21 protein-coding genes and 1 riboswitch are annotated in these 23,904 nt (G+C 69.0%); of the genes, 11 read left to right on the top strand and 10 right to left on the bottom strand.

From position 1 onward, the window contains the following. Nucleotides 1–18: 18 nt before the first annotated feature. Nucleotides 19–285: a hypothetical protein gene (locus BLW75_RS15665; RefSeq protein WP_034323142.1), complete on the top strand. Its 267-nt coding sequence runs from the start codon at nucleotides 19–21 to the stop codon at nucleotides 283–285. 45 nt (nucleotides 286–330) lie between these two features. Here the strand turns inward: BLW75_RS15665 and BLW75_RS15660 are convergent, their stop codons facing one another. Genes BLW75_RS15660 through paaI form a run of 3 tightly spaced genes read right to left on the bottom strand, consistent with a single transcriptional unit; the run spans nucleotide 331 to nucleotide 2,593 of the window. Then, nucleotides 331–924, bottom strand: a complete 594-nt coding sequence (locus BLW75_RS15660) for a TetR/AcrR family transcriptional regulator (RefSeq protein WP_034323145.1) — start codon at nucleotides 922–924, stop codon at nucleotides 331–333. Then, nucleotides 921–2,213: a phenylacetate--CoA ligase PaaK gene (gene paaK, locus BLW75_RS15655; protein WP_198935845.1), complete on the bottom strand. Its 1,293-nt coding sequence runs from the start codon at nucleotides 2,211–2,213 to the stop codon at nucleotides 921–923. The genes BLW75_RS15660 and paaK overlap by 4 nt, the downstream gene beginning before the upstream one ends. Then, nucleotides 2,210–2,593, bottom strand: coding sequence for a hydroxyphenylacetyl-CoA thioesterase PaaI (paaI, locus tag BLW75_RS15650; protein ID WP_034323150.1), 384 nt, complete (start codon nucleotides 2,591–2,593; stop codon nucleotides 2,210–2,212). Before paaI ends, paaK begins: the two co-directional genes overlap by 4 nt. Before the next feature lie 203 nt (nucleotides 2,594–2,796). Between paaI and paaZ the strand changes: the two genes are divergently transcribed. Genes paaZ through paaE form a run of 6 tightly spaced genes read left to right on the top strand, consistent with a single transcriptional unit; the run spans nucleotide 2,797 to nucleotide 8,457 of the window. Beyond that, nucleotides 2,797–4,827, top strand: coding sequence for a phenylacetic acid degradation bifunctional protein PaaZ (gene paaZ, locus BLW75_RS15645; protein WP_034323153.1), 2,031 nt, complete (start codon nucleotides 2,797–2,799; stop codon nucleotides 4,825–4,827). After that, complete coding sequence (paaA, locus tag BLW75_RS15640; RefSeq protein WP_034323155.1) at nucleotides 4,824–5,762, top strand: 1,2-phenylacetyl-CoA epoxidase subunit PaaA; 939 nt, start codon at nucleotides 4,824–4,826, stop codon at nucleotides 5,760–5,762. Before paaZ ends, paaA begins: the two co-directional genes overlap by 4 nt. Then, nucleotides 5,762–6,046, top strand: coding sequence for a 1,2-phenylacetyl-CoA epoxidase subunit PaaB (gene paaB / locus BLW75_RS15635; protein WP_034323157.1), 285 nt, complete (start codon nucleotides 5,762–5,764; stop codon nucleotides 6,044–6,046). The genes paaA and paaB overlap by 1 nt, the downstream gene beginning before the upstream one ends. 1 nt (nucleotide 6,047) lies before the next feature. Next, nucleotides 6,048–6,905: a 1,2-phenylacetyl-CoA epoxidase subunit PaaC gene (gene paaC / locus BLW75_RS15630; protein ID WP_034323158.1), complete on the top strand. Its 858-nt coding sequence runs from the start codon at nucleotides 6,048–6,050 to the stop codon at nucleotides 6,903–6,905. After that, nucleotides 6,899–7,387: a 1,2-phenylacetyl-CoA epoxidase subunit PaaD gene (gene paaD, locus BLW75_RS15625; RefSeq protein WP_034323161.1), complete on the top strand. Its 489-nt coding sequence runs from the start codon at nucleotides 6,899–6,901 to the stop codon at nucleotides 7,385–7,387. The genes paaC and paaD overlap by 7 nt, the downstream gene beginning before the upstream one ends. Further along, a complete protein-coding gene (paaE, locus tag BLW75_RS15620; RefSeq protein WP_034323163.1) occupies nucleotides 7,387–8,457 on the top strand; it encodes a 1,2-phenylacetyl-CoA epoxidase subunit PaaE in 1,071 nt (356 codons plus the stop codon). The genes paaD and paaE overlap by 1 nt, the downstream gene beginning before the upstream one ends. Before the next feature lie 50 nt (nucleotides 8,458–8,507). On the opposite strand, the gene BLW75_RS15615 is transcribed toward paaE, so the two are convergent. Continuing rightward, entirely contained in the window at nucleotides 8,508–10,073 is a 1,566-nt protein-coding gene (locus BLW75_RS15615; protein ID WP_034323166.1) for an ABC-F family ATP-binding cassette domain-containing protein, read from the bottom strand. Nucleotides 10,074–10,487: 414 nt separating this feature from the next. Here BLW75_RS15615 and BLW75_RS15610 point away from each other — a divergent pair, with 414 nt between their 5' ends. Then, a complete protein-coding gene (locus BLW75_RS15610; protein ID WP_034323168.1) occupies nucleotides 10,488–11,576 on the top strand; it encodes a dihydrofolate reductase family protein in 1,089 nt (362 codons plus the stop codon). 202 nt (nucleotides 11,577–11,778) lie between these two features. Here the strand turns inward: BLW75_RS15610 and cobN are convergent, their stop codons facing one another. From cobN to BLW75_RS15585, 5 genes are all read right to left on the bottom strand, one after another. Further along, the gene (gene cobN, locus BLW75_RS15605; RefSeq protein WP_034323171.1) at nucleotides 11,779–15,360 is read right to left on the bottom strand and encodes a cobaltochelatase subunit CobN; all 3,582 of its coding nucleotides are present in this window, start codon (nucleotides 15,358–15,360) and stop codon (nucleotides 11,779–11,781) included. Nucleotides 15,361–15,395: 35 nt separating this feature from the next. Continuing rightward, a riboswitch (cobalamin riboswitch) is annotated at nucleotides 15,396–15,511 on the bottom strand. A 779-nt stretch (nucleotides 15,512–16,290) separates the two neighbouring features. Further along, complete coding sequence (locus tag BLW75_RS15600; RefSeq protein WP_091599784.1) at nucleotides 16,291–17,544, bottom strand: HNH endonuclease signature motif containing protein; 1,254 nt, start codon at nucleotides 17,542–17,544, stop codon at nucleotides 16,291–16,293. Nucleotides 17,545–17,857: 313 nt separating this feature from the next. Then, nucleotides 17,858–18,103 (bottom strand): helix-turn-helix transcriptional regulator, encoded by a 246-nt coding sequence (locus tag BLW75_RS15595; RefSeq protein WP_005162705.1) that lies wholly within the window; start codon nucleotides 18,101–18,103, stop codon nucleotides 17,858–17,860. 3 nt (nucleotides 18,104–18,106) lie between these two features. Continuing rightward, entirely contained in the window at nucleotides 18,107–18,958 is an 852-nt protein-coding gene (locus BLW75_RS15590; RefSeq protein WP_034312983.1) for an ABC transporter permease, read from the bottom strand. After that, nucleotides 18,955–19,860, bottom strand: a complete 906-nt coding sequence (locus BLW75_RS15585) for an ABC transporter ATP-binding protein (protein ID WP_034312980.1) — start codon at nucleotides 19,858–19,860, stop codon at nucleotides 18,955–18,957. Before BLW75_RS15585 ends, BLW75_RS15590 begins: the two co-directional genes overlap by 4 nt. A gap of 98 nt (nucleotides 19,861–19,958) precedes the next feature. Here BLW75_RS15585 and BLW75_RS15580 point away from each other — a divergent pair, with 98 nt between their 5' ends. From BLW75_RS15580 to BLW75_RS15570, 3 genes are read left to right on the top strand one after another with little or no spacing between them, the layout of a single operon-like run. Continuing rightward, nucleotides 19,959–21,038: a precorrin-3B synthase gene (locus BLW75_RS15580; RefSeq protein WP_034313034.1), complete on the top strand. Its 1,080-nt coding sequence runs from the start codon at nucleotides 19,959–19,961 to the stop codon at nucleotides 21,036–21,038. Beyond that, complete coding sequence (locus BLW75_RS15575; protein ID WP_016332061.1) at nucleotides 21,035–21,658, top strand: precorrin-8X methylmutase; 624 nt, start codon at nucleotides 21,035–21,037, stop codon at nucleotides 21,656–21,658. The genes BLW75_RS15580 and BLW75_RS15575 overlap by 4 nt, the downstream gene beginning before the upstream one ends. Further along, nucleotides 21,655–23,160, top strand: a complete 1,506-nt coding sequence (locus tag BLW75_RS15570; RefSeq protein ID WP_034312978.1) for a precorrin-2 C(20)-methyltransferase — start codon at nucleotides 21,655–21,657, stop codon at nucleotides 23,158–23,160. The genes BLW75_RS15575 and BLW75_RS15570 overlap by 4 nt, the downstream gene beginning before the upstream one ends. On the opposite strand, the gene BLW75_RS15565 is transcribed toward BLW75_RS15570, so the two are convergent. Continuing rightward, a complete protein-coding gene (locus BLW75_RS15565) occupies nucleotides 23,151–23,780 on the bottom strand; it encodes a response regulator (RefSeq protein ID WP_241783628.1) in 630 nt (209 codons plus the stop codon). The genes BLW75_RS15570 and BLW75_RS15565 overlap by 10 nt on opposite strands. Nucleotides 23,781–23,904: the final 124 nt, after the last annotated feature.

Below are 23,904 nucleotides of genomic sequence, written 5' to 3'. Positions count from 1 at the left end.
TGTCATGGGTAGGGACGAATGGCCAGTGCCGAACGCGATCCGGTTCGCCGTACCGGACGGTGGGTCAGTGTGCGGCTGCAGCATCGTGACGTCCGCGTCCAGGACGAATGCGTCTCCTACGCGGGGATCGTGATCACCAGTTTCGAGAACGGTGCCGAGGTCGGCGAACGCTGGATCCCGCTCGGGGTCGATCCGTCGGAGGCCGACGACGAACAGCTCATCCAGCAGTTGCGCGAGGCGCTGATCTGGCAGGCGCGGCGGCCGCCCAAGGCCGCGGGGGAGTAGCGGGACTGGGTCTCTCACGGACTTCTGCTCAAATCCCCTTCAGCCTCACTGGGTCCGGAGGCCGTCGAAGGCGATCTTGCAGACCGCGTCCGCCAGCTCCGTCCCGGCCGAACCCCGCCGCGGCCGGTACCACTCGATCAGCGAGTTCACCATGCCGTACAGCAGCCGCGCGGTGACCGCGGGATCGATGTCGGGCCGCACGTCGCCTTCGGTTTCGGCCTGTTTCACCAGTTCCGTGACGAGCCGGTCGAATTCGCGCCGTCGCGCCAGCGCCGCGCGTTCGATCTTGGTGTTGCCGCGCACCCGCAGCAGCAGCGTCACGAACGGCAGCTGGTCGACCAGTACGAGGACACTGCCCCGCACCAGATGCTCGAGCTTCTCGATCGCCTTGCCCTCGAAGGATTCCGTCTCGGCGGCGACGGCGAACAGGCCGTTCAGCGCGCGGTCGACGGCGAGCCGCAGCAGCTCCTCCTTGCTCGGCACGTGGTGGTAGATCGCGGATTTGGTGATGCCGAGCTTGCGGGAGAGGTCCTCCATGCTGGTGCCGTCGTAGCCGCGTTCGTTGAACAGTTTGACCGCGACCTGCAGCAGCGATTCGAGGTCGTAGCCGGGGCGTCCCCGGCGGGCGGGGGTGCTCAACCGCGGTCCCGTTCGTCGAGTACGCGGCGCATCTTGCCCAGCGACCGTTCCAGGGTGTCCGGGTCGACGACCTCGACGCCGACGCTCACGCCGACCCCGTCCTTGACGCCGGCGATCAGCCTGGCGGCGGCCTCGGCGCGCTGCTCGGTGGACGCGTCCGGACGCGCTTCGACCCGCACCGTCAGGTGGTCCATCCGGCCCTTCGTCGACCGGATCAGCTGGAAATGCGGCGCGAGCGCGGGGGTCACCAGCACGACTTCCTCGATCTGCGTGGGGAAGACGTTGACGCCACGCAGGATGATCATGTCATCGCTGCGCCCGGTCACCTTCTCCATCCGCCGGTATGCCGGCCGCGCGGTGCCCGGCAGCAGGCGGGTCAGGTCGCGCGTGCGGTACCGGATGATCGGCAGCGCCTGTTTGGTGAGCGAGGTGAACAGCAGCTCACCCTCGGCGTCGGTGGGCTTCTCGGTGAACGGGTCGATCACCTCGGGGAAGAAGTGGTCCTCCCAGATGTGCAGCCCGTCCTTCGTCTCGACGCATTCCTGTGCGACGCCGGGCCCCATCACCTCGGACAGGCCGTAGATGTCGACGGCGTCGATGCCGGCACGGTCCTCGATCTCCGCGCGCATCTGCTCGGTCCACGGCTCGGCGCCGAAGATGCCGACCTTGAGCGAGCTCGTCCGCGGGTCGACACCCTGCCGTTCGAATTCGTCGAGCAGGGTGAGCATGTACGACGGGGTGACCATGATGATCTCGGGTTTGAAGTCGGTGATGATCTGCACCTGGCGCGCGGTCATGCCGCCGGACGCCGGGATCACCGTGCAGCCGAGCTTCTCGGCGCCGTAATGCGCGCCGAGGCCGCCGGTGAACAGGCCGTATCCGTAGGCGACGTGGACCTTGTCGCCCGGCCGCCCGCCCGCGGCGCGGATCGACCGCGCCATCACCGTCGCCCAGGTGTCGATGTCTTCGGCGGTGTAGCCGACGACGGTCGGTTTCCCGGTGGTCCCGCTGGACGCGTGGATGCGGCTGACCTGCGCTTCCGGCACGGCGAACATGCCGAACGGGTAGTTGTCGCGCAGGTCCTGTTTCGTGGTGAAGGGGAACTTCGCCAGGTCTTCGAGCGCCTTGCAGTCGTCCGGGTGAACGCCCGCCTCGTCGAACTTCCGGGTGTAGAACGGCACGTTGTCGTAGGCGTGCCGCAGCGTCCACCGGAGACGCTTCAGTTGCAGCGCCTGAAGTTCGTCGATGGTCAGGTTCTCGGCGTCGTCGCTGAAGGCGGTCATCGTCATGCTTTCTCGATGGTGCGGCTGCGGCCGCGGAATTCGGCGACGACCTCCGGCCCGTCGGGGGTCTCCCGGTGCACGGTGACGTCGTAGATGCCATTGCGGCCGTAGCGGGTCCGCTCGGTGGCGGTGGCGATGAGGTGGTCGCCGAGTTTGCCGGCGGCGACGAAGGAGATCTCCGCACCGGAAGCGACCGTCACCGGCCCATGGCTGTTGCAGGCGCAGGCGAACGTCGTGTCGGCCAGCAGGAAGACGTAGCCGCCGTGGGCGATGTCGTGACCGTTGACCATCGTCTCGGTGATCCGCATGGTGGCGACGGCGTGCCCGTCGGCGGCCTCGACCAGCTCGATGCCCAGCGCGTTGGACGCCTGGTCGTCGGCGAACATCGTGTGCGCGGCGTTAGTCAAGCCAGACCCCCTGGTTACTGACCGAATGGACGGTTGTTAAAGGGTGCCGCAAGTAAAGGCGCGCTTCCGGGTGGATGTCAAGGATCCGCCGCCGTCCGGGGGTTTGCAAGACCCCGGACGCGAGCTACAGTGAATTACTGAACGGACGGTCTGTTAATCCCACCAGTGAAGGGTTCGGCCCCATGGCATTGCTGCGCAGCTACGTCTCCGGCGGATGGCACACGGCGGAAAGTGACGGAGTACCGCTGCACGACGCCTCCACCGGCGAAGAGGTCGCCCGGGTCTCGTCCGAGGGCATCGACTTCGCCGCCGCGCTGGACTACGGGCGCCGCGTCGGCGGCCCCGCGCTGCGTGAGCTGACCTTCCACCAGCGTGCCGCGCTGCTGAAGGCACTGGCCTCCCACCTGCGCGAACACCGCGAGGAGCTGTACGCGCTCTCGGCGCGCACCGGCGCGACCAAGACCGACTCGATGGTCGACATCGACGGCGGCATCGGCGTGCTGTTCGCCTACTCCAGCAAGGGCAAGCGCGAACTGCCGAACGACACCGTCTATGTCGACGGCAACGTCGAGCCGCTGAGCAAGGGCGGCACCTTCGTCGCCCAGCACATCGCCGTCCCGCTGCGCGGGGTCGCCGTCCAGATCAACGCCTTCAACTTCCCCGTCTGGGGCCCGCTGGAGAAGTTCGCGCCCGCGTTCCTCGCCGGGGTGCCGAGCCTGATCAAGCCCGCCAGTCAGACCGCTTATCTCACCGCGCGGCTGGTCGAGATCATCATCGAGTCGGGCATCCTGCCCGAGGGCACGCTGCAGTTCGTCGCGGGCAGCGTCGGCGACCTGCTCGACCACGTCACCGCACAGGACCTCGTCTCCTTCACCGGCTCCGCGTCGACGGCGCAGAAGCTGCGCGCGCACCCCGCGATCGTGCGCAACTCCGTCCGGTTCAACGCCGAGGCCGACTCGCTGAACCTGTCGATCCTCGGCCCGGACGCCAAACCCGGTACCACCGAATTCGATCTCTTCGTCAAGCAGCTGACCACCGAGATGACGGTCAAGGCCGGCCAGAAGTGCACCGCCATCCGCCGCGCGTTCGTCCCCGCGGAACTGGTGGACGACGTCGCCGAGGCCGCGAGCGCGCGGCTGGCGAAGACCACCATCGGCAACCCCACCGCCGAGGGCGTCCGGATGGGCGCCCTGGCCAGCCTGGAGCAGCGTGAAGAGGTCCGGCGGTCGCTCAAGGCGCTGCTGGACGTCGGCACGGTCGTCTTCGGTGACCCGGAGCAGGTCGAGGTCGTCGGCGCGGACGCCGAACGCGGCGCGTTCATCTCGCCGGTCCTGCTGAAGGCCGACCCGGAGCGGTCCGAGCCGCACGAGGTCGAGGCGTTCGGCCCGGTGTCGACCCTGCTGCCCTACACCTCCACCGAACAGGTCATCGAGCTCGCCGCACGCGGCGGGGGCAGTCTCGTGGGTTCCGTCGTCTCCGCGGACCAGGAGTTCGTGCGTGAGGTCGTCCTCGGCGTCGCGCCGTACCACGGCCGTCTGCTGGTGCTAGACGCCGAAGACGCCAAGGAATCCACCGGCCACGGCTCGCCGATGCCGCAGCTGGTGCACGGTGGCCCCGGCCGCGCCGGCGGCGGCGAGGAGATGGGTGGCGTCCGCGGCGTGCTGCACCACATGCAGCGCACCGCCGTCCAGGGCAGCCCGAGGGTGCTCAGCACGGTCACCGGCCGCTGGGTCGCGGGCGCGCCGAGGACCGAAGGTGACGTCCACCCGTTCCGGAAGTCCTTGGCGGAGCTGAAGATCGGCGACTCCGTCGTCGCCGGTCCGCGCACCGTCACCCAGGAAGACGTCGACCACTTCGCCGAGTTCACCGGCGACACCTTCTACGCCCACACCGACCCCGAGGCCGCGGCGGCGAACCCGCTGTTCGGCGGGATCGTGGCGCACGGGTACCTCGTGGTCTCGTTCGCGGCGGGCCTGTTCGTCTCGCCGGAACCCGGCCCGGTGCTGGCCAACTACGGCCTGGAGAACCTGCGGTTCCTCACCCCGGTCAAGGTCGGCGACTCGCTGACCGTGACCCTGACCGCCAAGCAGATCACCCCGCGCATCGACCAGGAATACGGCGAAGTCCGCTGGGACGCCGACGTGACCAACGCCGACGGCGACTCGGTCGCCAAGTACGACGTGCTCACCCTGGTCGCCAAGGAGCAGTCATGACAGCGACCCTTCCTGAGGAAGACCTCGAAAAGCACTTCGAAGCGACCATCGCGCGCGATCAGCGCATCGAGCCGCGCGACTGGGTGCCCGAGGGCTACCGCAAGACGATGATCCGGCAGATCGCGCAGCACGCGCATTCGGAGATCATCGGCATGCAGCCCGAGGGCAACTGGATCACCCGGGCGCCTTCCTTGCGGCGCAAGGCGATCCTGCTCGCGAAGGTGCAGGACGAGGCCGGGCACGGGCTGTACCTGTACTCGGCGGCCGCCACGCTCGGCGCCGACCGCGCGGATCTGACCGACAAGCTGATCAACGGCAAGCAGAAGTACTCGTCGATCTTCAACTATCCGACGCTGACCTTCGCCGACGTCGGCGTGATCGGCTGGCTGGTCGACGGCGCGGCGATCTGCAACCAGGTTCCCTTGTGCCGCAGCTCGTACGGGCCGTACGCGCGCGCCATGATCCGCATCTGCAAGGAGGAGTCCTTCCACCAGAGGCAGGGTTTCGAGCTGCTGATGACGATGATGCGCGGCACCGAGAAGCAGCGGGAAATGGTGCAGGAGGCGGTGAACCGCTGGTGGTGGCCGTCGCTGATGATGTTCGGCCCGCCGGACGCGGACTCGCCGAACACCGCGCAGTCGATGGCGTGGAAGGTCAAACGGCATACCAACGACGAGCTGCGCCAGCGTTTTGTCGACATGTCCATTCCGCAGGCCGAGGCGCTGGGCGTCACCTTCCCGGACCCGGACCTGAAGTGGAACCCCGAACGCGGGCACTACGACTTCGGCGCCGTCGACTGGGACGAGTTCAAGAACGTGTTGAAGGGCAACGGCCCCTGCAACGCCCAGCGCATCGCGCACCGGCGGCGGGCCCAGGAAGACGGCGCGTGGGTGCGGGAAGCCGCCGCCGCGCACGCAGCGAAGAAGGGTTCGTGATGAAACACGACTGGCCGTTGTACGAGGTGTTCGTCCGGGGCAAGCGCGGCCTGAACCACGTGCACGTGGGTTCGCTGCACGCCGCCGACCACGACATGGCGCTGCACCACGCGCGGGATCTCTACACCCGCCGCAACGAAGGCGTGTCGATCTGGGTCGTGCGGGCGTCGGACATCACGGCGTCCTCGCCGGACGAGAAGGACCCGTTCTTCGCGCCCAGCGGCGACAAGGTGTACCGGCACCCGACGTTCTACGACATCCCCGACAACGTCCCCCACATCTGACATGAGCTTCGACAACGCCTACGAGGCGATCACCGAGGAGAACGATTCCCGCTGGGCCTTCGGCACCGGGTTCGAGGATCCGCTGTCCGGTGTGGACACCACGGTTCCGTCCGGTGTGGACGGTGCGCGGCTGGCCGCGTACTGCCTGATGCTAGGCGACGACGCGCTGATCTTTTCGCACCGGTTGCAGGAGTGGTGCACGAACGCGCCGGAGCTCGAGGACGAGGTCGCGATCGCGAACATCGCGCTCGACCTGCTCGGACAGGCGCGGCTGCTGCTGGCCCGCGCGGGCAAGGCCGACGGCAGCGACCGCACGGAGGACTCGTACGCCTTCTTCCGAAGCGAGCAGGAGTACCGCAACGTCCGGCTCGCCGAACTCGACGGCGGGCACTTCGGGCATCTGATCGCGCGGCTGCTGGTGTTCTCGATCTGGCGTCTCGCCCTGCTTCAGCGCTTGCAGACCAGCGTGGACCCCGTGCTCGCGGCCATCGCGGACAAGGGGGTCAAGGAGGTCGCCTACCACCGCGACTACGCCGCCCAGTGGGCCGTGCGCCTCGGCGACGGCACCGAGCTGTCCCACTCGCGGATGCAGGAAGGCCTCGACGCGGTCTGGCCGTATGTCGGCGAGCTGTTCACGGCGCACGAGGTCGAGTTCGTCGAGTCGCCGTCGCTGAGGCCGGAGTTCGACGCGATCCTCGACCAGGTGCTGGCCGTCGCGAAGCTGACGCGCCCGGAAATCGGTGCCATCGCGGGGGTTTCGGGCCGGATGGGCCGTGACGGCGTGCACACCGAGCGGATGGGCTTCCTGCTGGCGACCCTGCAGAGTGTCGCCAGGGAACATCCGGACGCGACATGGTGACCGCGTACGCCGTGGCGGCCACGGTCACCGATCCGGAACTGCCGATGCTCACCCTCGCCGATCTCGGTGTGCTGCGTGAAGTGTCCGAAGAGGACGGCCGGGTGGTCGTCGCGATCACTCCGACCTATACGGGTTGCCCGGCGATGGACACCATGCGCGACGACCTCGTGCACGCGCTGACCGGCGCGGGCTACGGCGAGGTCGAAGTCCGCACGGTGCTCCAGCCGGCGTGGTCCACCGACTGGATCACCGAGGACGGCAAACGGAAACTGGCCGAAGCGGGCATCGCGCCGCCGGGCGCCGCGCCGCGCCGGACCGGACCGATCCCGCTCACGCTGAGTCCGCCGGTGTCGTCCGTGCGCTGCCCGCACTGCGGTTCCGCGGACACCGAGGAGCAGTCCCGGTTCAGCGCGACGGCGTGCAAGGCCTTGCGCCGCTGCCGGTTCTGCCTCGAACCGTTCGAACACGTCAAGGAGATCTAGTGACAGCGACCCTGCGCCGCACGGGCTTCCACACCCTCAAGGTGTCCGACGTCCAGCGTTTGTGCGACGACGCCGTCGCGGTGACCTTCGACGTTCCCGAGGACCTCGCGGACACCTTCCGGTTCAAGCCGGGACAGTCGCTGACCCTGCGCCGGGAGATCGACGGCCGCGACGAGCGCCGTTCGTACTCGATCTGCGCGCCCGCCGGCGCGGCGCCGCGGGTCGGCGTCCGCGAGGTGCCGGGCGGGCTGTTCTCGTCGTGGCTGGTGCGCGACGTGAAACCCGGCGACGAGATCGAGGTCGCTCCGCCGACCGGCAACTTCAGTCCGGACCTGGACGTTCCTGGGCATCACGTGCTGATCGCGGCCGGATCCGGGATCACGCCGGTGCTGTCGATCGCGTCCTCGCTGCTCAGCGACTCCGACGCGACGGTGACCGTGCTGTACGGCAACCGGCGCACGGACACCGTCATGTTCGCCGACGACCTCGCGGATCTCAAAGACCGTCATCCCGCCCGGCTCGAACTCGTCCACGTGCTCTCCCGGGAACCGCGCGAGGCCGAACTGTTCACCGGGCGGCTCGACGTGGAGAAGCTGCGGCGTCTGTGCACCGTGCTGATCCCGGTCGAGGACGTCGCGCACTGGTGGCTGTGCGGGCCGTTCGAGATGGTGACCGGAGCGCAGGAACTCCTGCGCTCGCTGGACGTCGCCGACGAGAAGATCCATCAGGAACTGTTCTATGTGGACACCCCGCCGGAACCGGTGCACCACATCGATCCGGCCGTCGTGGGTGCGTCCAGCGAGGTCACGCTGGTGCTCGACGGCCGGTCGACGACGATGACGCTGCCACGGAGCTCCTCGCTGCTCGACGGCGCGCAGAAGTATCGCCCGGACCTGCCGTTCGCCTGCAAGGGCGGAGTGTGCGGAACCTGCCGGGCGAAGATCTGTGACGGCACGGTGGACATGCGGCGCAACTTCGCCCTGGAGAAGGCCGAAGTCGACGCCGGTTTCGTGCTCACCTGCCAGTCGGTGCCGATCTCCGACGCCGTCACCGTGGACTTCGACGCCTGAAGTCTCGTGAGTGGTAAGGACGGTTAGAACCGTCCTTACCACTCACGAGACTAGAGCTCCAGCCGGCGGGTGATGCCGATGTCGGCGAGGAATGGCCGGTCGTGGCTCGCGACGATCAGCGTTCCCCGGTAGGCCAGGAGCGCCTCGGTGAGCCGTCGCACGCTCGCCAGGTCGAGGTTGTTCGTCGGCTCGTCGAGCAGCAGCAGCCGGGGCGTGGGCTCGGTCAGCAGCAACGTCGCCAGCGTGGCACGGAACCGTTCCCCACCGGACAGCGACGTCACCTCCCGGTCGGCCGCCTTGCCCCGGAACAGGAACCGCGCCAGCCTCGCGCGGATCTCGTTGTCCGTGAGCGACGGCGCGACCAGCCGCACATTGTCCACAATGGACAGCGAATCGTCGAGGACGTCGAGCCGTTGGGGGAGCAGCCTGGCCGGGACGAACAGTCCCACCTCACCCGACTCCGGCGGGATTTCGCCGGTGATCGTGCGGAGCAGGGTGGTCTTGCCCGAACCGTTGGGGCCGACCAGCGCGATCCGCTCGGGTCCCATGACGTGCAGGTCCACCGGCGGGCCGAAGCGGGGCACGGCGTCGATCCGGAGCACGTCCGTTCCCCTCGAGACCGTCGTTTCCGGTAGCTCGACCCGGATTTCGGCATCCTCCCGCACCAGATCCTCCGCGGCCTTCATCGCCTCGACGGCGGTTTCGAGCCTGTCGGTGTGGAGGTTCCGGTACTTGCCCGCGGCGATTTGCGCGTCCTCTTGGCGTTTGCGCATCCGCACCTTGGGTTCGCGTTTCCGGTCCCACATCTGCTGGCCGTAGCGGGCGCGCCGGGCGAGTTTGGTCCCGGCTTCGATCAGCTCCCGTTTCTGCCGCCTGACATCGGACTCCGCCGCGCGCAGGTGCCGCCGCGCCGCCTCCTGCGCGACCTCGACGGCGTGTTCGTAGTCGGTGAGGTTCCCGCCGTACAGCGTCACCTCGTGGTCGCGGACCTCCGCGATCCGGTCGACCAGGGAGAGCAGCTCGCGATCGTGCGAGACGACCACGAGGATCCCGCCCCAGCCCGCCACCTCGCGGTGCACGAGCTCGCGTGCCCGGAGGTCGAGGTTGTTCGTGGGCTCGTCGAGCAGTAGCGCGGCGGGACGGCGCAGCAGCAGGGCGGCGAGCCCGAGCAGCGTGAGCTCGCCACCGGACAGTTCGCCCACCCGCTGGTCCAGCCGGATGGCGCCCAGGCCGAGCCGGTCGAGGATCGCGTGGATGCGCTCCTCGACGTCCCAGTTGTCGCCGATGGTGACGAAGTGCGCTTCGGCGGCCGAACCGCTCTCGACGGCCCGGATAGACGCGCGGATCGCCGTGACACCGAGTACGTCGTCGACGCGGCGGCCGGTGTCCAGGACGAGATTCTGCGGCAGGTAGCCGAGCTCACCCGGTGCGGTGATCGAGCCCGAGGTGGCTCGCAGGTCGCCGGCGAGCAGCCTGAGCAGCGTGGACTTACCGGATCCGTTGGTGCCGACCAGGCCGGTGCGACCGCCGCCGATGGTGAGCGAGAGGCGTTCGAACGCCGGGGTGCCGTCGGGCCAGGTGAAGGTGACGTCGGAAAGTGTCAAGGAAGAAGACATGAGACTCCCTGCGAAGGAGGTGGGTTGAGGGCGCAGGTTCGTCTCAGAAGATCACCGCGACAGGGTAGCCCGCGGGTCGCCGCGTGGCGATCGATTTTCGCGGGGAGTGCGGGGGACTCGGGCGAAGACGGGTCGCCGTTTTCCGGCAACGAAGCGCCAGGAATGGCCTGCGGCATTCGCGGACCAGGGCGAACTCGGCCTTGCGCTTGACGCCTGGCAGTGGTCAGCAGTGCGCAGACAGGTTTTCTTGAACGCCGCCCCTGGGAATCACGGGGTCTTGCATCGCCGGATTTCGGCGATGGCACCGGTGTCGGTCTTGGTCACGTGGCTCCGATTTCCGGCAACGGAGGACCTGCCACAAGCCCCACCGTGTAGCCTCGGCGACCCGCGACCGGCGGGGGCATACTGGCGGTCGTGATCGAACGCCCTCATGTCCTGCTTTCCGCCGCGGTCTCGCTCGACGGCTACCTCGACGACGCGAGCGACACCCGGCTGGTGCTGTCCAACGAGGAGGACTGGGCCAGGGTGGACGGTCTGCGTGCGGCGTCGGACGCGATCCTCGTCGGCGCGAACACGGTTCGCGCCGACGACCCGCGGCTGCTGGTCCGCTCGCCGGAACTGGTCGCGGAACGGGTCGCGGCCTGCCGTCCGGAACAGCCGGTCAAGGTCACCCTCACGCGGAGCGGGTCACTCGATCCGACGGCGCAGTTCTTCACCGTCGGTGACGCCGAGAAGCTGGTCTACGCGCCGCCCGGCGTCGTCACCGGGGTGAAGGCGACCGTCGTCGAGCTGGTCGATCTGCGCGCGATGCTGGCCGACCTCCACACGCGGGGCGTCCGGCGGCTGATGGTGGAAGGCGGCGGCGCGATCCACACCCAGTTCCTCACCGAAGGCCTGGTCGACGAACTGCACCTGGCGATCGCGCCGTTCTTCGTCGGCGACCCACGAGCGCCCCGGTTCACCGGGCCCGGCGCGTTCCCGCGTGGGTTGACGCTGACCGGCACGACGAGGCTGGGTGACATCGCCGTACTGGAGTACCACGCGACCCCGGAACCGTCCGAAGTGGACATTCTGCGCCTGCGCGAGGCCATCGCACTGGCCGAGAACTGCCCGCCACGTACCTTCCGCGTCGGCGCCGTCATCACCGCCGCCGACGGCGAAGTCATTTCCACCGGCTACTCGGGCGACGGCGATCCCGCCAACCATGCCGAGGAAGCCGCGCTCGCCAAGCTCGAACCCCGGGATCCGAGGCTGGCGGCGGCGACGATGTACACGTCGCTGGAGCCGTGCAGCTCGCGGACGTCACATCCGCGAAGCTGCACCCAGCTCATCCTCGACGCCGGCATCCCGCGCGTCGTTTTCGCCTGGCGCGAGCCGTCGGTGTTCGTCGACTGCGTCGGCGCCGAAACGCTGGAGGCGGCCGGACGCCGGGTGATCGAGGTACCCGCCCTCGCCGCCGACGTCCGCCGCGCGAACACCCATATCCCGGGCGTTCACCTTTGAACTACTTGCAGGCGTCGCAGCAGCCGCAGCCCAGGCCGGTGCACGCCGAGCAGCAGCCGTGGCGAAGCACGACCTTCAACAGACGCTTGATCATCGCTGTCCTCCCGATCATTGACGTCCCACCGCCCTTGTCACGCTAAGTTCTGCGCATACGACAGTGGTACCGCCGGGAGTGCCATGGCGCTGCTCCAGCGGGTGACGGTCAGGATTCGAGGTCGCCTTCCAACGAGAGGTAGACTTCGCGCAGCTGAGCCAAAAGATCGGCGTCCGGCTCCGCCCAGAGCCCCCGATCGGCCGCTTCGTTCAGCCGCTCGATGATGCCGCGCAACGCCCACGGGTTGGCCTGGCGCAGGAACTCCTGGTTGACCTCGTCGAGCACGTAGGACTCGCTGAGCTTCTCGTACATCCAGTCGCCGACCACCCCGGCGGTGGCGTCGAAACCGAAGAGGTAGTCGACGGTCGCCGCGAGCTCGAAAGCTCCCTTGTAACCGTGCTTGCGCATCGCCGCCAGCCAGCGTGGATTGACCACGCGGGCGCGGAAGACGCGGGCGGTCTCCTCGCCGAGGGTGCGCGTGCGGACGGCGTCCGGGGTGGTGCTGTCGCCGACGTAGGACGCGGGAGCGGTCCCGGTCAGCGCGCGGACCGTCGCGATCATCCCGCCGTGGTACTGGAAATAGTCGTCGGAGTCGGCGATGTCGTGTTCGCGGGTGTCGGTGTTCTTGGCCGCCACCACGATCCGCTTGTACGAGTTCTCCATGTCCTCGCGCGCGGGCCTGCCGTCGAGGTCGCGGCCGTAGGCGAAGCCGCCCCAGACCGCGTAGACCTCGGCGAGATCCTTGTCGTCGCGCCAGTTCCCGGAATCCATCAGCGGCAGCAGGCCCGCGCCGTACGCGCCGGGCTTGGAGCCGAAGATCCTCGTCGTGGCACGGCGTTCGTCCCCGTGCGAGGCCAGATCCGCGCTGGTGTGCGCGCGGACGAAGTTCTGCTCGTCGGGCTCGTCGAGGTTCGCCACCAGGCGGACGGCGTCGTCCAGGAGGGTGATCACATGCGGGAAGGCGTCGCGGAAGAATCCGCTGATCCGCACGGTGACGTCGATCCGCGGGCGGCCGAGTTCGGCGAGCGGGATCGCCTCGATGCCGGTGACCCGTCGCGAAGCCTCGTCCCAGATCGGCTGGACACCCAGCAGGGCAAGGACTTCCGCCGCGTCGTCGCCCGAGGTGCGCATGGCCGACGTGCCCCATACCGAGAGGCCGACCGAACGCGGCCAGTCGCCCGTGTCCTCTTTGTAGCGGCGGAGAAGCGAGTCGGCGAGCGCCTGCCCGGTCTCCCAGGCGAGACGGCTCGGGATGGCCTTCGGGTCCACGGTGTAGAAGTTGCGGCCGGTCGGCAGCACGTTGATCAGGCCGCGCAGGGGAGAACCGCTGGGCCCGGCCGGGATGTAGCCGCCGTCGAGCGCGTGGAGCACGGCGTCGATCTCGGCGCCGGTGCCCGCCAGCCGCGGCACGATCTCGGTGGCGGCGAAGGTCAGCACGCGGGCGACCTCCTGGTGCTCCGGCACGTCGGCGACGACCTCGGCGACCGCCGCGGGAGACCAGTCCCTGGCCTCCATCGCCTCGACGAGCGATCGGGCGGTCTGCTCGATCGCGTCCACTTCGGACAGTGGAGCGTCGCTGTTCTCCTTGAGCCCCAAGGCGGAACGCAGACCGGGCACCGCGCCCTGCTTGCCGCCCCACATCTGCTGCGCCCGCAGCATCGCGAGCACGAGGTTGATCCGCGCCTCGCCTTCCGGCGCGGCGCCGAGGATGTGCAGGCCGTCGCGGATCTGCGCGTCCTTGACCTCGCACAGCCAGCCGTCGATGTGCAGCAGGAAGTCGTCGAACTCCGCGTCGTGCGGACGCTCCTCGACACCGAGGTCGTGGTCCAGTTTCGCCGCCTGGATCAGCGTCCAGATCTGCGCGCGGACGGCGGGCAGTTTGGCCGGGTCCATCGCGGCGATGTTGGCGTGCTCGTCGAGCAGCTGCTCCAGGCGGGCCATGTCGCCGTAGCTCTCGGCGCGGGCCATCGGCGGGATCAGGTGGTCGACGATCGTGGCGTGCGCACGCCGTTTCGCCTGCGCGCCCTCACCCGGGTCGTTGATCAGGAACGGGTAGATCAGCGGCAGGTTGCCCAGGACGGCGTCCGGCGCGCAGGAGTCGGAGAGACCGGCGGTCTTGCCGGGAAGCCATTCCAGCGAGCCGTGTTTGCCGAGGTGGACGACGGCGTGCGCGCCGAACTCCTCCTCCAGCCAGCGGTACGCGGCCAGGTAGTGGTGGCTCGGCGGGAGATCCGGGTTGTGGTAGATCGCCACCGGGTTCTCGCCGAAGCCGCGCGGCGGCTGGATCATCAGGATGACGTTGCCGGACTGCAGGGACGCCAGGACGATGTCCCCGTTGTCGACGTAGAGCTCGCCGGGCGCGGGGCCCCAGTGCTCCTCCATGCCCTCGCGCAGCTCCGCGGGCAGTTCGGCGAACCACGCGCGGTACTTGTCGGCCGGGACGCGGATCGGGTTGCCGGACAGCTGTTCCTCGGTGAGCCACTCCGGATCCTGGCCGCCCGCGGCGATGAGCGCGTGGATCAGCGCGTCGCCGTCCGGCTGGTCGGTGCCGGTGGGCTCGACGCCGGGGAACGGGTCTTCGCCGAGGTCGTAACCCTGATCGCGCATGCGGCGCAGCAGTTCGATCGCGGACGCGGGCGTGTCGAGACCGACGGCGTTGCCGACGCGGGAGTGCTTGGTCGGGTACGCGGATAGCATCAGCGCGATACGGCGTTCCGGCGGGGGAGTGTGGCGCAACCGGGCGTGGGCCAGCGCGATCTTCGCGACCCGGGACGCGCGCTCGGCATCCGGCACGTACTTGGGCAGGCCGTCGTCGTCGATCTCCTTGAACGAGAACGGGACGGTGATGAGCCGGCCGTCGAACTCGGGGACGGCCATCTGGTTGCCGGCGTCGAGCGGCGAGAGGCCGTCGTCGTTGGCCGACCAGGTCTCGCGATCGCTGGTCAGGCACAGGGCCTGGAGGATCGGGATGTCGAGCGCGGCCATCTCGGCGACGTCCCACGCCTCGTCGTCGCCACCCGCGCCGACCTCGGACGGCCGGGTGCCGCCGGCGGCCAGCACGGTGACCAGGAGCGCGTCGGCCTTGGCCAGCTCGGCCATCATCTCGGGCTCGCGGGTGCGCAGGGACGCGCAGTGGATCGGAAGCGCGCGACCCCCGGCGGCCTCGACGGCGTCGGAAAGGGCGTGGACGAACTCGGTGTTGCCGGAGAGATGGTGTGCCCGGTAGTAGAGGATCGCGATGACCGGACCCTCGGTGGTCTTGGGCTCGCGTTCGAGGACACCCCAGAGCGGCTGCACCGCGGGCGGCTCGAAGCCGTCACCCGTCAGAAGGAGCGTGTCGCTCAGGAAGCGATGCAGCTGGGTGAGGTTCTCCGGCCCGCCCTGCGCGAGGTACGCGTGCGCCTCCGCCGCCGTGCCCGCCGGGACCGTGGACAGCTTCATGAGCTGCGCGTCGGGCGTCTGCTCGCCACCGAGGACGACCACGTGGGCGCCGCTGGCGCGGACCGTGTCGAGTCCCTCCTGCCAGCTGCGTTCGGAACCGAGGATCCGGACGACGACGATCGGGGCGCCGTCGAGCAGGGCGGGCAGCTCGGCCAGATCGAGCCGGGCGGGGTTCGCCAGCCGGTATTCGGCCTCGCTGGAACGGGCGCTGAGCAGGTCGGTGTCCGAAGTGGACAGAAGCAGGATCACAGCAGTCCTCACTCGGGGTGTCCGCGCCCCGGGTCGTTCGGTCGCGCCGGCCGGAGTTCCTGGCTTCCCCTCCCTTGCCCAGGAGGGGTGACAGTGGCGGGACCGCCCCGGACTTTCACCGGGTTCCTCCACCTGCCGACGCGTGGGTTCTTCGGTTCACTCTCCGGTGCGGTCCGGCGGGAGTCAAGGTGATGTGCAGCCGGGGTCGAACGTGTACCCGATGTCGCGGGCGATGCGGAGGTGGCGCATGTACACGTCGACGATGGTGGAGGCGAGTCGAAGTCGTGACCCCCCACGAGGGAGAGGATCTGCTCACGAGTGAGCACCTGGGCTTGGTGGCGGATGGCCGAACTCGCGTGAGGTCTGCTCCGCGCCGGTGCCGTTCGACCTCCGCGTCGCGTGCGCAGGTCCGGCGCAGCCGGAGCCTGATCCTGATCGGCAACTCGTCGAAACGGAACGGTTTCGCTGTGTAGTCGACCGCATCGCCCTCCAGGGCGAATCGTGTGGTGTTCGCGGCACGGACAGGCCGTCGCGGGAAGACAGGTCGAGGTCGAGGACCAGCGAGTCGTGGCCGTCACCAGGGCCTGCCGCTGTCCCGTCGGACGACGTCGGGCAGGGATTTCGGTCTCGTGGTCCAGCCGGGTCCATCAGTGCCTGCTTCAGAGCCGGGTGGATGATCGGGACCTTGGTCAGGTCTGTGCTCATCACCAACACCACGGCATCGGATCTCCGGGGCTTGATCGTCGCGGTGGGAACGTCATCCGCCATGCCGGCTGCTGCCTTCCATCGCGATCGTCTTGGGTGATCGATCACGCGGCGGCATCGCATCGAGGGAAGGAGCGGCAGGTGGTGACGGGCTCCTTCACGTGCGTCCGGGCGTGGGCATGCCGAGGGGCCCGTCGCCGGTGTGGCCGACGGGCTCCTCGGGGCTCAGACGTGGTGCAGGGTGTTGCGGCGAGGTTGTCGGAGCGGATCTCGGTATTGGGGTGGGATGAATTCCGGTAACCCATCAGCGGCCATGCGGACTTCCCAGTCACCGTGATGGATCAACCGGTGATGAAATCCGCAGAGCAGCACCAGATTCCGAAGATCCGTCGGGCCGCCGTCTGCCCAGTGATGAATGTGGTGAGCGTGGCAATTCTTGGGTTTCCGGTGACAGCCCGGGAAGGCGCAGCCGCCGTCGCGGATGTTCAACGCCCGGCGTTGGCCCGGGGTGACGAACCGTCTGAGTCGTCCCACATCGAGGGGCTCTCCGGCAGCGCTCAGCACGACCGGCAGCATCAGGCAGTCACAGGCAGCGAGGCGGGCTTCCCTCGCGGTCATCGTCCCGACGAAATCCAGGCACGCGGTCCCGAGACCGGATTTGAGTTCGTCAAGGCCGATGGTGACGTTCACGAGGGTCCGGTAGCCGCTGGTGCCGGGCTGGTCGGGGCAGGCGATGGCCAGGTCGAGGAGGTCGACCCAGGCGTCACCCATGCGCTCGCATTTCATCCGCAGATCCGCCTGGCCGAACTCGTCCACCGGCCGTGGCTGGGCGTAGGCCTCCAGGGCGGCGGCGGTGCGGGCACCGGTCTCGTCATCGAGCAACCCGGTGAGTTTCCAGAATCCGTCTTTGCGGCGCTCCAGGGTGATTTCCCGGCGCGGCTCCTTGGGCTCAGGGTCTTTCGGCTCGTTCCCGTCCGGGTCCAGCAAGGCGAGCAGGTTCGCTTCAGCGTCCGCCAACTGGCGAGGGCCAGCGTCCCGGGCAAGGGTGGCGAGAATCTTCTCTGCATTCTCGCGGTCCTCAGTGGAGGTGTCGGCGGGGAGTCTCTTCAGAATCTCCAGGATCTGATCGATCCGCTCGTCCCCGACCAACCCCTCGGCAGCGGCCGCGGCAGTGGCAGGCAGCGCGGCCGGAACTTCAGTGCCGTCCAACGCCCGGCTGGGATTCAGGGCGATCGCCCGCTTCACCACCGCACCCGCCTCACCGACCGACAACCCGGCGATATCGGCGAACCAGCTGGCCGTACGGCCATATCCGTACAAGTCCTTGACGCCCCGAGACTCGATCTCCGCCAAATACCGCCCCAGTCCGGCGGTAGCCATGCGAATCACCTGCAAAGACTGCTGCACGCCATGGGCAAGCTCCAGCTTGCCAGCGCGCCACAGCTCCTGCGGCAACTCGGGAACGAAGGTCTCGGACACCCCTCCAGAATACCGCAGTTCATCGAACATGTGTTCGTAATTTTAAGCGACGAGCGAAACGCGCGAACAACACTGAAGGGTGAATTGGACGCCGAGTCGAATCACCTTGAGCGAGCCTCCCCCTTCGCAATTAGTCGACTAATTGCGAAGGGACACACGAAGACGCCGAGAAGTGCTCCAGCCGGACTGTGCAAGCCCGAGCGCCTGATCGAGCATGCTCAAGCCGCGCCCCAAACCAGGCATGCTCCAGCTGGACTGCGCAAGCCGCGCGCCTAATCGAGCGTGCGCAAGCCGCGCGCCAAACCAGGCACGCTCAAGCCGACCGCTCCGACGAAGAGTCACCTATTCGCGGGAAAGGGGCGGTGGAGAAGATGATCTCCACCGCCACCTCGAAGAACTCCGCTATCCGCAGTGCGAGGTAGAGGCTCGGGCTGTACTCGCCGCGTTCGAGGTAGCCGATGGTCTGGTAATGCACGCCCAGCGCATCGGCGAGTTCGCGGCGGGAGATGCCCCGTTCCGCTCGCAACATCGCGATCCGGTTGTAAACGACCTCGCTCATGAACTAGCCAATTCGCTGCATCGCCTTTTCCCGTCGTTCCGCCACCGAGGACCCGGACTCGCGCCGCGCCATGCGCCGCAGGACGACCGGGGCCAGCGTCAATCCGATCACGGCCCACACCGACAGCACGCCGAGGGTCTCCCAAGGCCGCCAGGACTGCCCGATCTCGACCATCACCGTCGAGTCCGGCAGCAGCGCCGACCGCATGCCGAGGCCGAGCCAGTACATCGGGAACACCTGCCCGATTCCCTGCAGCCATTCCGGCAGCGCGGTGATCGGGTAAAAGATCCCGGAGATCGCGCCGATACCCAGTGTCGGCAGCATGATCAGGCCGATGCTGCGCGCGTTCGAGGTCAGCGAGCCGAAGATCGCGCCGATCGGCATGGTGGCGAGCAGGCCGAGCACCAGCACCCACAGCAGGCCCAGCCACGACGTCAGCCCGCCGGGCGCGATGCCGTCGAACAGGATCAGGCTGGGGATCAGTACCAGCAGTATCCCGATGACGGTGTTCACCGACACCGTGACGACCTTGCCGACGAGGTAGCCGATCATGCCGTTCGGGGTGGCCTTGGCGCGCAGGAGCGTGCCGTCTTCCCGTTCGACGGCGAGGACGCCCGCCATTCCGAGCATGCCGCTGAACACGATCGACGCGCCCAGCACGCTCGGCACGGTGGCGGCGCCGAGCGAGAACTCCGTGCCCGGCAGTTTCGCGCCGCGCATGAAGAACATGACGATGATGAAGATCGCCGGGAACAGGAAGGTGTTGAAGAGGTCTTCCCGGTTGGTCATCATCTGGCGGCCTTCGATCCAGCCGCGTCGGACGCCCAGCCGGACACTGTGCTGAATCGTGTTCATCGCGCGCCCACCGCCTCGAGGGATTCGGCCTTGCGGACCAGGGTCATGTACGTGTCTTCGAGCGACGCCCGCCGGACCTCCAGATCGCCGATGGCGTCCCCGTGCTGTTTGAACAGTTCGTGCACGTACTTCGTCGATTCCGTGGTCGAGTGCACGAACCGCTGGCCGTCCAGCGTCCAGCGCACCTCGGCCTCGCCGGCGATCTGCCTGCTCAGCGCGTCGGCCGAACCGTCGGCGACGATGCGGCCGTGGTTCAGGATCAGGATCCGGTCGGCCAGTTTCTCGGCCTCGTCGAGGTCGTGTGTGGTCAGCAGGATCGTCGTGTCGTCGTCATCGGTCAGCCGGTGCACGAGTTCGTGGAACTCGCGCCGCGCCTCCGGGTCCAGTCCGGCGGTCGGCTCGTCGAGGAACAGCAGTTCCGGGCGGCCGACGATGCCGATCGCGACGTCGAGACGGCGCCGCTGTCCGCCCGAGAGCATCCGGACCTTCTTGTCCGCGTGCTCGGTGAGGCCGACCGCGGCGACCAGTTCGTCCGGATCCCACGGCCGCTTGATGCGGTCCGTGGAATACGGCGCGTAGTAGCCGCCGAGGTGTTCCAGCAGCTCGCGCACTCGCCATTTCGCGTGGTCGCGCCAAGCCTGGAGGACGACCCCCAGCCGCGCCCTCCAGTTCTCGTCCGCGTGCGCCGGGTCGGCGCCCAGCACGCTGACCTCGCCTTCCGACCGCATCCGGAAGCCTTCGAGGATCTCGATCGTCGTGGTCTTGCCCGCGCCGTTCGGACCCAGCAGGCAGATCACCTCGCCGCGATGCGCGGTGAAGTCGACTCCGTGGAGGACGTCGTTCGTCCCGTAACGCATCCGGAGATCTTTGACGGAGATCATCACGTCTTGTGGATCTCTCATTGGTCACCCCCATCTCAGTGCTGCGATCGAATGTAGCACACCTACTACATATGATCTGAGACATACTCTTGCTCGAACGCGCCATCTACAGTGAGCGCATGTCCACGAGCGCCCGTGTCCGAGCCGACGCGTGCCCTGGTGTCTTCGCCACGCACGACGCCGCCGACGGTCCGCTCGCCCGGGTCCGGCTGCCCGGGGGTGCCATCACGGCGGCCCGGTTCGAGGCGCTCGCGGATGCCGCCGACGATCTCGGGGACGGCGCCCTCCACCTGACCTCCCGGGGGAACGTGCAGCTGCGCGGCGTCACCCGGCCAGGTCTCGCGGGCAGGCTCGCCGCGGCCGGGCTCCTGCCCTCGCCGTCGCACGAACGCGTCCGCAACATCCTCGCGTCGCCGCTGAGTGGAACCGCCCAAACTCTCGCCTCGGCGCTCGACAAGGCCCTGTGCGCCGTCCCTGAGCTGGCCGACCTCCCGGGACGTTTCCTCTTCGCCCTGGACGGCGGCCAGGGCGACGTCGCGGGGGAGGGCGCCGACGTCTGCTGGCGCGACGGAGCCGTGCTGCTCGCCGGCGAAGACACCGGCCTGCGGGTCACCGCCGAACACGCCGTCGAGACGCTGCTTGCGGTCGCGCGAGCGTTCCTTCGAAGGCGGGGAACGGCTTGGCGGGTCAGCGAACTCGACGACACGGAGCCACTGATCGAAGGCATACCAGGCCGAATCGTGGAGCCGCGGAGATTCCCGGTGAACCCCGGCCTTCCGATCGGGCGGATCGGGGAGGCGACCGGGGTCGCCCCCGTCTTCGGCAGGCTCACCTCGGCTCAGGCACGCAAGATCGCGAAGGCCGGGAACGCCGTGGTCACCCCATGGCGGTCGATCCTCGTCCTCGGCGCCGTGGAAGCGGAGCCGGGGCTGATCACCGATCCGGGTGAGCCGTCGCTCGGGATCAGCGCCTGCGTCGGACAGCCGGGCTGCGCGAAATCGCTCGCCGACGTGCGGGCCGACGCGGCGCGTGTCGGCCGGACCCCGAGGGTCCATTTCGCCGGCTGCGCACGGCGATGCGGAAAGCCCGCGCGCGAGCACGTCGACGTGCTCGCGACGGAGGACGGTTATCTGGTCGACGGGGCCTTTGTCCCGGTCGGCGAGCTGGCGAAAGCGTTGGCGGAGAAAGGACAGCAGTGATCGACTACATCCGGGACGGGGCCGAGATCTACCGGCATTCGTTCGCCACCATCCGTGAGGAGGCGGATCTCGCGATCCTCCCCGACGACGTCGCGGTGCTGGCCGTGCGGATGATCCACGCCTGCGGGATGGTCGACTTGGTCGACGATCTCCGCTACAGCCTCGACGTGGTGGAATCCGGCCGCGCCGCGCTCGAAGCGGGCGCGCCGATCTTGTGCGACGCGAACATGATCGCCTCCGGGGTGACCCGCAAACGTTTGCCTGCCGCCAACGAGGTGCTGTGCACACTGTCCGATCCGAAGGTGCCGGGGCTGGCCGAGCGGATGGGCACCACCCGGTCCGCGGCCGCGCTGGAGCTGTGGCGCGACAAGCTGCCCGGATCCGTGGTGGCGATCGGCAACGCGCCCACCGCGTTGTTCCGCCTGCTGGAACTGCTCGAAGAGGGCGTCGGTGCGCCGGCGGCGATCATCGGGGTCCCGGTGGGCTTCATCGGCGCCGCCGAGTCCAAAGTGGAGCTCGCGAAGCGGGCACCGGCCCCGTACCTGGTGGTGCACGGACGCCGCGGCGGCAGCGCCATGGCCGTCGCCGCGATCAACGCGATGGCGAGTGAGGTCGAATGAGCGGGCTCGGGAAACTCTGGGGTGTCGGGCTCGGGCCCGGCGACCCGGAACTGATGACGGTCAAGGCCGCCCGGCTGGTCGGCGAGGCCGACGTCATCGCCTATCACAGCGCGCGGCACGGCCGGAGCATCGCGCGTTCGGTCGCCGAACCGTACCTGCGGGACGGCCAGATCGAGGAGAAGCTGGTCTACCCGGTCACCACCGAGACCACCGACCATCCCGGCGGCTACGAAGGCGCGATCGCCGATTTCTACGAGCTGAGCGCGAAGCGGCTCGCCGAGCACCTCGACGCCGGACGCGACGTGGTGGTGCTCTGCGAAGGCGACCCGTTCTTCTACGGCTCCTACATGTACATGCACGAACGCCTCGCCGACCGCTACGAGGCGACCGTGGTGCCCGGCGTGACGTCGGTCAGCGCCGCGTCGTCCGTGCTCGGCCGCCCGTTGGTGCAGCGTGACGAGGTCCTCACCATCCTGCCCGGCACGCTGCCCGCGCCGGAACTCGCGCGACGCCTCGCCGACACGCAGGCCGCCGCGGTGCTCAAACTCGGGCGCACGTTCGGCAACGTCCGCGAGGCGCTGGCCGAAGCCGGGAAGCTGGACGACGCCTTCTACGTCGAACGGGCGACCTGGCAGGCGCAGCGCGTCGAGCCGTTCGCCGACGTCGATCCGGATTCGGTGCCGTACTTCTCGCTGGCGCTGCTGCCTAGCCCGGCCTACGCGTCCCGGCTCGCCGACGAACCCGAGGTCGCCAGGAAGCCGGAGACGCACACCGGTGGCGAAGTCGTGGTCGTCGGCCTCGGCCCGGCCGGTCCCGGCTGGCTGACCCCCGAAGCGACCGAGGAATTGGCCGCGGCCGAGCACGTCGTCGGCTACGGCCCGTACGTCGCGCGAGTGCCGCAGCGCGCGGGCCAGCAGCGGCACGCGTCGGGCAACCGCGTCGAGGCCGAACGCGCCGTCGAAGCGCTGGAGCTGGCCGCGAACGGTGCCAAGGTCGCGGTGGTCTCGTCCGGTGATCCCGGCGTGTTCGCGATGGCGTCGGCGGTGCTGGAGCAGGTCGCCGCCGGTCACGGCGCGGGCGCCCGCGTGCGGATCGTGCCCGGCGTGACGGCCGCGCAGGCGGCCGCGTCACGGGTCGGCGCGCCGCTGGGCCACGACTACTGCGTGCTTTCGCTGTCCGATCGGCTCAAGCCGTGGGAGATCATCGAACGACGGCTCGACGCGGCGGGTGCGGCGGATCTCGTGCTCGCGCTGTACAACCCGGCGTCCCGCACGCGGACCACGCAACTCGCCCAGGCGCGCGACGTCCTGCTCCGGCATCGCGCGCCGGAGACACCGGTGGTCGTCGCCCGCGACGTCGGCGGCCCGGAGGAGGACGTCCGTGTGGTCACCCTCGGCACGCTGGAGCCGTCGGAAGTGGACATGCGCTGCCTGCTGATCATCGGCTCGTCGAAGACCCGGGCCGAGAACGGCGTGGTCTGGACGCCGCGCACCTACGAGTGATGCCCGAGACCCGCGTTGCGGGCTTGGGCGAGCAGCACTTCCCGGTCGTCCGTGCCGGCCTTGGCGTGGATCGACGAGACGACGTTGCGCACGGTCTTGGGCGCGAGCCCCAGCCGCCGCGCGACGGCCGGGATCTCCAGTCCGCCGGCCAGGAGGCCGAGCACCTCGTGCTCGCGTGAGGTCAGCCGCGGGAACGCCCGCATCGGCTGCGAGGCGGCGAGCAAGCCGTAGAGCCGGTCCGCGGCGCGCTCGCCGAACACGACCGCGCCCCCGGCCACCCCGCGGATGAACCGGACCAGATCGTCGTGGCCCGCGCTCCGGGACAGGACGCCGCGGGCGCCCGCGAGCATCGCGGCGATCACGAGTTCGCCGTCGCCCGGCGGGGTCAGGACCAGGACGGCGGTTCCCGGCACGCGGGCGGTCACTTCGCGGGTCACGGCGAGCCCGTCGAGCGCGGGCGGGTGGACGGGCAGGACGAGGACGTCGGGGCGAAGGGCCGTGGCGTGCCAGACCGCTTCGCGTTCGTCGGGGGTGTGGGCGACCACCTCCAGTTCCGCGGACGCGGGGGGTTCGGGGACACCCGCGAAGACCACGGTCACCGTTTGGGTTCGAATCGGCACGCCATCGGTTGTAGCGCAGAACTTTTGTACAGTGTCGGGCCGTTTCCGGTGAACAATGTCCCTTCGATAACGCTTGATGTCAGTGGGTGAACCCGCGGCCGCGATAGCGGGGCCTTCGGCCGGG

The organism is Amycolatopsis lurida, assembly GCF_900105055.1.
In the GTDB taxonomy this organism is placed as follows: Bacteria; Actinomycetota; Actinomycetes; order Mycobacteriales; family Pseudonocardiaceae; genus Amycolatopsis; species Amycolatopsis lurida.
The sequence above is the reverse complement of the archived record's forward strand: the minus strand, read 5'-3'. Positions and strand labels throughout refer to the sequence as shown.

Coding starts and splice junctions, on each gene's coding strand:
- BLW75_RS15665 (WP_034323142.1), top strand. CDS start 19: ATGGCCAGTGCCGAACGCGATCCGGTTCGCCGTACCGGACGGTGGGTC.
- paaK (WP_198935845.1), bottom strand. CDS start 2,213: ATGACGATGACCGCCTTCAGCGACGACGCCGAGAACCTGACCATCGAC.
- paaI (WP_034323150.1), bottom strand. CDS start 2,593: ATGTTCGCCGACGACCAGGCGTCCAACGCGCTGGGCATCGAGCTGGTC.
- paaZ (WP_034323153.1), top strand. CDS start 2,797: ATGGCATTGCTGCGCAGCTACGTCTCCGGCGGATGGCACACGGCGGAA.
- paaA (WP_034323155.1), top strand. CDS start 4,824: ATGACAGCGACCCTTCCTGAGGAAGACCTCGAAAAGCACTTCGAAGCG.
- paaB (WP_034323157.1), top strand. CDS start 5,762: ATGAAACACGACTGGCCGTTGTACGAGGTGTTCGTCCGGGGCAAGCGC.
- paaC (WP_034323158.1), top strand. CDS start 6,048: ATGAGCTTCGACAACGCCTACGAGGCGATCACCGAGGAGAACGATTCC.
- paaD (WP_034323161.1), top strand. CDS start 6,899: ATGGTGACCGCGTACGCCGTGGCGGCCACGGTCACCGATCCGGAACTG.
- BLW75_RS15615 (WP_034323166.1), bottom strand. CDS start 10,073: ATGTCTTCTTCCTTGACACTTTCCGACGTCACCTTCACCTGGCCCGAC.
- BLW75_RS15595 (WP_005162705.1), bottom strand. CDS start 18,103: ATGAGCGAGGTCGTTTACAACCGGATCGCGATGTTGCGAGCGGAACGG.
- BLW75_RS15590 (WP_034312983.1), bottom strand. CDS start 18,958: ATGAACACGATTCAGCACAGTGTCCGGCTGGGCGTCCGACGCGGCTGG.
- BLW75_RS15585 (WP_034312980.1), bottom strand. CDS start 19,860: ATGAGAGATCCACAAGACGTGATGATCTCCGTCAAAGATCTCCGGATG.
- BLW75_RS15580 (WP_034313034.1), top strand. CDS start 19,959: ATGTCCACGAGCGCCCGTGTCCGAGCCGACGCGTGCCCTGGTGTCTTC.
- BLW75_RS15570 (WP_034312978.1), top strand. CDS start 21,655: ATGAGCGGGCTCGGGAAACTCTGGGGTGTCGGGCTCGGGCCCGGCGAC.